This is a genomic window from Embleya sp. NPDC020886 (genome assembly GCF_044333915.1).
Taxonomy (GTDB): Bacteria; Actinomycetota; Actinomycetes; order Streptomycetales; family Streptomycetaceae; genus Embleya.
This window is the reverse complement of record NZ_JBIRRX010000039.1, coordinates 1-6,732: the sequence shown is the minus strand read 5'-3', so window position 1 is coordinate 6,732 and position 6,732 is coordinate 1. Positions and strand designations below refer to the sequence as shown.

At 69.7% G+C, this 6,732-nt stretch carries 5 protein-coding genes; 2 read left to right on the top strand and 3 right to left on the bottom strand.

Annotated elements, in window-relative coordinates; genetic code table 11:
• Positions 1 to 107: 107 nt before the first annotated feature.
• Entirely contained in the window at positions 108 to 914 is an 807-nt protein-coding gene (locus ACH4U8_RS45975; RefSeq protein ID WP_395784739.1) for a hypothetical protein, read from the bottom strand.
• 258 nt (positions 915 to 1,172) lie between these two features.
• Positions 1,173 to 1,820 carry a hypothetical protein gene (locus tag ACH4U8_RS45970; RefSeq protein ID WP_395784737.1) on the bottom strand — a complete coding sequence of 216 codons (648 nt, stop codon included), beginning with the start codon at positions 1,818 to 1,820 and terminating at the stop codon, positions 1,173 to 1,175.
• A 1,296-nt stretch (positions 1,821 to 3,116) separates the two neighbouring features.
• Here ACH4U8_RS45970 and ACH4U8_RS45965 point away from each other — a divergent pair.
• Both ACH4U8_RS45965 and ACH4U8_RS45960 read left to right on the top strand, forming a co-directional pair.
• A complete protein-coding gene (locus ACH4U8_RS45965) occupies positions 3,117 to 4,349 on the top strand; it encodes a hypothetical protein (RefSeq protein ID WP_395784735.1) in 1,233 nt (410 codons plus the stop codon).
• A gap of 1,063 nt (positions 4,350 to 5,412) precedes the next feature.
• Positions 5,413 to 5,976 (top strand): hypothetical protein, encoded by a 564-nt coding sequence (locus ACH4U8_RS45960; RefSeq protein ID WP_395784733.1) that lies wholly within the window; start codon positions 5,413 to 5,415, stop codon positions 5,974 to 5,976.
• 326 nt (positions 5,977 to 6,302) lie between these two features.
• On the opposite strand, the gene ACH4U8_RS45955 is transcribed toward ACH4U8_RS45960, so the two are convergent.
• Positions 6,303 to 6,653 (bottom strand): hypothetical protein, encoded by a 351-nt coding sequence (locus tag ACH4U8_RS45955; protein WP_395784731.1) that lies wholly within the window; start codon positions 6,651 to 6,653, stop codon positions 6,303 to 6,305.
• Positions 6,654 to 6,732 lie beyond the last annotated feature (79 nt).

The following is a 6,732-nucleotide window of genomic DNA, read 5'->3' as shown; positions in this document are numbered from 1 at the left end:
CACCACTCGAAGCCCTGCAAAACCACCACGAGCTCGGACTCGCCGCATAAAAGGACAGCGAACAAGGCGTCCGGAAAACGCGGGGCACCTCACTTCGACCCCGGTGGTCAGGTCGCGGTGGGGACGTGGCGCGTCCCTGCGAGTTCGGCCACCGTTCGAAGCCTCGTGAAGTAGGAGGCGCAGTACTCCTCGTTGATCATGGGCACGACCTTGTCGAGGTCGGCGATGCATGCCCAGAGGATGGCAATGCCATTGTCGTCGAGTCCGCCGTTCAACTCTCTCTGGACGAGGCCGGCAACGTCGGCGTCCAGGAGGACGAAGTCGACGCCCTCGACGTCCACGCCGCGGAAGCTTGCCGGAAACGGTGCGCGCAGGTGCTCCTTCCACAACCGGGCGAGTCGGTTCTCAGGCTGTGCTCCGCTCATGTCGGCCGCTGTTGCTTCCGCCGCAGCAGGTGAACGAAGGAGCAGGGCGACGGCATCGAAGACAGCACGCACCAGGTGGACGGCCATGACCGGGCTGAGGTCGGCACTGATCACGCCCTGCACGAGTTTGTCGCGCAGGAGTCGGCTGCGGTCCAGCTCTGTGGCGAGTTCGGCAGCGATGAGCTCTGCCTCGGTGGCCTGCTCGATCAGGTCCCGGAGTGGTTTGTTGACGGCCAACCGCTCGGCGAGGACGCGCTCCAGGGCACACAAGGAATGCATGACGGCGACGGTGGCGAACTCGTACCGGTAGTACGAGTGCCTGATGAGTTCACGGGATGTTTCCAACGCGCTCATGACGTACATGGACGCGCCGTCGGGCAGAACCAGGTCGGCAACCAGGTCGTGCATACCCGCATAGTCGAGAACGACATCGCGGGCCCGCGGGTCCGGCAGCGGAAGTGGGCCGGGTATCGGCGGCAGGCTGTTCACCGGTGCAGTCTCGTCGACCGAGGCCGTTGCTGCCATCGGATTCGCTCGGGGTGACGCTTGGCGACCCGCTGCCGAAATCATGGAACAACGCCAGGAAAGAGGGCTACGAGATCTTCCTGCGCGCCGAGGAAGGCATCATGGAACGCCTCCACATCATGTGAGGCCCCACGCACGAGCACCGCGCCGGCCGCTCACCCGGACGACCCGCCCCGCCGGAGATCCGGCGGGCGACATGGCCGGCGGAGCGGGTCGAGGCGCTCACGGTGCTGGGGATGCGCTGGACGTGAGTGGGATGTGGGATCCGATGTGAGGTTGCTCCGGGCCGGCCGGCGGATCGGCTGATCCTGTGCCCCGGGCGACGAAACGGCCGGCCTCGGGATCGGGTTCCGGGGCCGGCCGTCGCCGTTGTCGGGGGTGGTCGGGTGTGGAGAGGGTCAGTGCCGGTGCGCGGTCGTTGTCACGCGTGCGGTTGGGGCCGGGACACGTCCAGCTCGCTGTTGTAGGCGTCCCTGACGGTGAACAGCACCCTGGGGAGGCGGAGGGGGGCCTGAAATTGACGTCCGACTCGGCTTCGCCCACCACGAGTTGGGGGGTGAGCGTCAATTCCTTGTTGTTGAACTCGACGATCAGGTCGATGGTGTGCGAGCCGCCCAGGCGCGTGGTGGGTGTGGCGGAGGTGGTGAGGGTGAAGGCGTGGGCGAGTTCGGCCAGCGCCTTGGACGCGGCTCCCGGGTGCTCGGCCACGACGTTCGCGGCCTCGGTGCCGATGGCGGCCAGGAGCTTGTCGCGGGCCTCGGTGACGGCGGCGGGCTCGGGTGCGGTGCTTTGGGCGATGGCTTGCTGAAGGGCTTGTTGGGCTGCCTCGCTGAGGGGCACCTGGAGGGGCTCCGACTTGCTGGTGGTCACGGCTACTCCCTGGGTTGGGACGGGTTGGTCGGGTACGCAGGGGGCGTTTGCCCGCGGCGCCTTCGAGATCATGCACGGGTGCGGGGGGAAACGCGTCCCGTCGGCGACGACTGGCCTGTTCCGGTGGATGGTTGACCTGGACCCGTCGTGTCGGATGCGGCTTTCGTCGGCCCCGGCGCGTGCGCGGCACACCCGCGCGGACCGGCCGCCGGGCCCGAACGCGGATGGGCAGGCCCGGTTCCCCGGGCCGGCCCATCCGCGTGTGGGGGTCGGTGGAGCGCCCGTCACCCGAGGCCGGGTCGGTCGTTGGGGTCGTCGTGGTGGTCCGGCGTCTCCCCGTCGCCGGTAGCCGCCCGCCGGCCGGCCCATCCCCCCGAGGCCGCCGGCGGGTCGCGGGCGGCGCGGGTCGGCACTACACCGGCGCCGCCCGCGAGGGGCGACCGGGCGTCGGCATCGGCGAGACGCCGCGACGGTCGCTGATGAGAGGCCTGACCGTCACCCGGCCGAGCGCGACGCCCGGCCTCCGCAGGGTGGTCGGTCTGCGTAACGTGGATGCGCGCGGTGCGCCGTGTGGCGCGTTGTTGTATCCCCGACGCAGTCGGGAAGGACTCGGAGGGATGTTCTTGGGTCGCCTGGCTCACCTGGACGCGAAAGCGCGAGGGGACAACAGCATGCCAGGAAAGCGGTGGCCGCCTGGAGGCATCCGAGGCGATGCGCCGCAAGACCCGCTCGATACGGCCAAGGCTGGATTGCTTGAAGCCCAATTCCCAGCGGCGTCTACCACCGCCGTCGGAATGATGCCTGTCACCGACACCTCGTTCTGCCCGCCCCTTGTGCGCGGCGGCCGGGCAACCTCCGGAACGAGGAGCGCCACCCAACGAGGGCGGTCAAGGGGATGAATGGGCGGCCTACGTCGAGCTCGATACGTACAACGAAGACGTACCACGGGATCGCCTACGGGACGAGAGTCCTATGGCGACGGAGTGCTCGTAGTAGTCGCAGGGGTAACGGCCTGCCGGGGAGGACGGGAACGCCGTCCGCAGGGCGAAGGGGCACAGGAGATCGGGGCATCGGGGCCGGGAGGTTTGCGTAATGCAAGACGCCGAAACGGTTTTGAATGTCATTCGGGAACGTGGCAGGCGCGGCCTGTCATTGGAGAGGGTCTACCGGCAGCTGTTCAATCTCTTGCGGTCGGGGTTCGGTGGTTCCCGGGCGAGCGCCCATCCCGATCGATACCGTGTGCTCTGGTGGTGTCACGGCCGGTCACGGCCTCCCCGGGTGAGAGGTATCAGTCTCATGTCGTTGGTCGAACGTTCGTCGAAAACCGTGACGTCGGGGCGCCTGGTGGCGGCCGGGGACGACACCGTGGTGTCGGAGATCCTGGAGGCCGTCGCGGGCGCACGCGTCACGGCGGTGGCCACCGGGAGCCGGTCCGCGCTCGCGGTCGTCGAGGACGGCACCCTGCTGGGGGCGGGCCCGGAGGTGGCGAGCATGGTGGCCGTCGCCGAGGGCCGAAAGATCCGGTCCGTCGCTGCGGGCAGCGACGCGAGCGCCGCGGTGACCGAGGACGGCGAACTGCTCATGGTCGGCGCGTACTCCTACGAGCTGATGCAGGCCACCGCCGGCAGGAAGGTCGCGGCGGTGGCCATCGGCTCGAGGTTCGCTCTGGCGCTGACCGAGGACGGCGAACTCCTGGGCGCGGGCAACGACGGCTCGGGACAGGTGTCCGGGCTCCTGGCGGCCGCCGAGGGCAGGCATGTCGTGTACGTGTGCGCGGGCATCAACGAGAGCCTGGCGGTGACCGACGACGGCACCCTGCTGATCTCCGACGACCTCGACCCCTACCTGCCCGACCTCGTGGAGGCGACCGCCGGCAAACGGGTGACGGCCGTATCCACCGGCGGGTTCTTCGCCCTCGCCCTGACCGACGACGGCACCCTCACCGCCACCGGGCAACCCTCCGACCAGGTACGGGGAATCATCGAGGCCGCCGCCGGCAGGAAACTCGCCACCCTGACCGGCGGCGGCGCAGTGACCACCGCACTCACCCGCGACGGCACCCTCCTGGCCGCCGGCGACGACGGCCACGGGCAGACCTCGGGACTCCTGGCCGCCACCGCCGGCAGGACCGTCATCGCCGCATCCGTGGGCAACCGCGCCGGCCTGGCCGTCGTCGCCGACACCGACGAGGACTGCGGGCCGCTGCAACCCCGCCAGATCTGCGCCCGGTTCGTCACCACCGGCGACCCCCAGGACACCCACGCCCTGTCCTTCAAAGTCGGCACCCACCACCGGGAACTGGTCTCCGGCACACCCTGCGCGGCCCTGGACACCCACGACACCGAGGCCACCCACCTCATCGTCCGCCGCGTCTCCCCATCCCAGGACCTCGCCACCGGCTCCGCCTACTTCACCTGGAACCCCGCCACCAACGTCGTCGACATCGACCCCGACAAGAGCCAACTCCCCCACGGCCTCACCCACCACCGCTCCCAGGGCAACAAATTCACCTTCACCTGGACGGGGTGACACCACACCGACAGGCCGGGGTCCCGACGGCGCCCACCCCTCGGGGCCGCGACACCGACGAACGAACACCACGGCCCCGCGGGCAACGCTCGCGGGGCCGACCCCTGTCCGAGGTCGCGTGCGCGTCACGTTCCCTCGCGGCGTGGAGGCCACGGCCCCCCGAGCCATTCGCTTCGCGGGGCCGTCGCGCAAGTGGCGTCCGGCTCGCCTCACCTTGACTGATATCTCGAACCCGAACAGAGCCACCCGGGGCGACGCCTCACGCGTCCCGGAAATATCGACCCGCACAGATCACTGGACCAATGACCTGGTGCAGTGTTCGTTTCGAGGGGTGCGCTATCGGCGATGGTCGTACACGTCTTGCCCTCGCGGGGGCCGGACCCTCCGGGCCAGCAGTGACCCGGCGGTCGGCGTGACTGCGGGGTCACGGCTGCCGTCGACCGGTCAGGACCGGCGACCCGGCCGAGCGACGCAGTTCCGGGACACCTCTTGGAGATCGACCCAGGAACCAGTCGCCGGCTCCGATGCCTCCGAACCGGGACCTCAGAGTTCCGTTCCGCCTCTTCAAGCGAGTGTCCCCGTCTTCGCGAAGCCACTGCCTCCTGATCGCAGGGGTGAATACCGCCGAGGTGCCGTTGGCCACCAGGGCGTACGCCCGGGCGAGTTCCGCCAGCGCCATAGACGTCTGGCCTGGGGACCTCTCGACGACCGACCGGGCCTCGGCTCCGATGGGCGCCAGGAGCTTGTCGCGGGCGTCGCTGGCGGCAGGTACCTCGGTTGCGCCAATCGCCGTCGGGATCTGATGGTTTCCCTCGTCGCCGGCCGTGGTGGTGGGCTCGGTCCCCATGTCGCTCCCGAGTACTCCTCGGTCCGCATCGGTGCGGGATCGCCGCCGTGATTCGCTCCCGAGATCATTCACGAGCGCGCTCCGGAAGGTCGGTTGCCGGACTACTCCGGTGTCTTCGGCTGCGGGTGGTCGGCGGCGACGGAACGCTCGGGCACAAGGGCAGCCGGCGTGCGACCGCGTCGAGGCGACCGGGGCGGTGCGGCGCGTGCCCTACGCGTGGGTGGAACAGACCCGGCCCGGGGCCGGATCCTCACCCTCTGGGTCGGAGGCGCCGACGGCGCCGGGCACCTGTTGGCACTGGACGTCGACGACACCGGCACCGCGACCGGAAGCTTCGTCGGCGACAGCGCCTTCATGACCCTCACCGGACACGACGACCCCACCTGGGCCGGGCCCGGCGCCGAGCGACCCGACCGCGACAGCGCGATCGACCCCGCCGAACTCACCGATCCCGATCTCGTCGCCATCCTGGGCATCGTGCTGCCCGACGTGCGCATCGCTGCCCACATCGAGGACCGGGGCCACCAGCGGATCCAGGCGTGGGGACCGGACGGGACGTACGCCCTGGCCGTGTCCGACCCCGACGGCGACCACCCCGCCTGGACCTGGGGACCCCACGACCTGTGGACACGCGTCGAGACGGCCACCGCCTGGTGGCAAACGGCCGGACGACCCGGCCCCGTCGACCTCACCTACACCGCCACCCGCACGCGACAGTTCGTGACCTGCGGCACGACGGACGGCCCGCAGTGGGATATGCCAGACCTCACCGTCGGCTGAGATCGGCACCACGCCCGTGCGCGTCGTACCGACGATGCCGCCGGCTTTCCGGCCCTTGGGGGTGCCGACCGCTTCCGTCCCTCGGCACGTCGCTCGCGGCAACGCACGGCGCAGACGTGTGACGAGGTGCAGCGCATCATCCTTGGTGATTCCGGCGAACGCCCGTGTGCCTGCACCGGTCGGGAAACGCCGGTGCCCCGCCTGCTCGTGGACGAGTGGGCGGGGCAAACGGCACTCGACCGCGTCTGCTCGACGTTGCCCGGGTCCGCGACGGGGTTGACCGGTGCGATTCCGACGGCGCGGCCGGCGGTGGTGCGCGGAAGGGGTCAGGTGTTGGGTTCGGGGTCTTCCAGCGCGAGCGCGGTGGCGCTCCCGGAGCCGAAGGGCAGCCAGTAGAACGTGCAGTACGCGTCGGCGTCGCTGTCCCAGCGACGGGTGGAGCCGACTTTGAAGGTTTGGTCCTTGTTGATCCGGGCGACGACGGTGGCCGATCCCCTGTGCTCCCAGTGGGCTTGCGCCAGTGGGTTGTTGTTGTTGTCGAGGACCCGGACTTGGCCGTTCGCGCTGGTTTTGGTGACGTCGACGACTCCGACGACCAGTCCCGCGGTTTGGGCTTTGAAGGCGTAGAAGACGTCCCGGTCCGGCACCTGGAAGCGGGGCTTTAGAAGCCGTTTCATTTGGCATATTGGCGGTAACAGATGAATGCGGCGGCGATGCTGACGAACGCGCCGAAGTGCGCTGCCTTGATCTCGTATC

Excerpts from the sequence above, each read along its gene's own strand:
- ACH4U8_RS45965 (WP_395784735.1), top strand. The coding sequence starts at position 3,117 with ATGTCGTTGGTCGAACGTTCGTCGAAAACCGTGACGTCGGGGCGCCTG.
- ACH4U8_RS45955 (WP_395784731.1), bottom strand. The coding sequence starts at position 6,653 with ATGAAACGGCTTCTAAAGCCCCGCTTCCAGGTGCCGGACCGGGACGTC.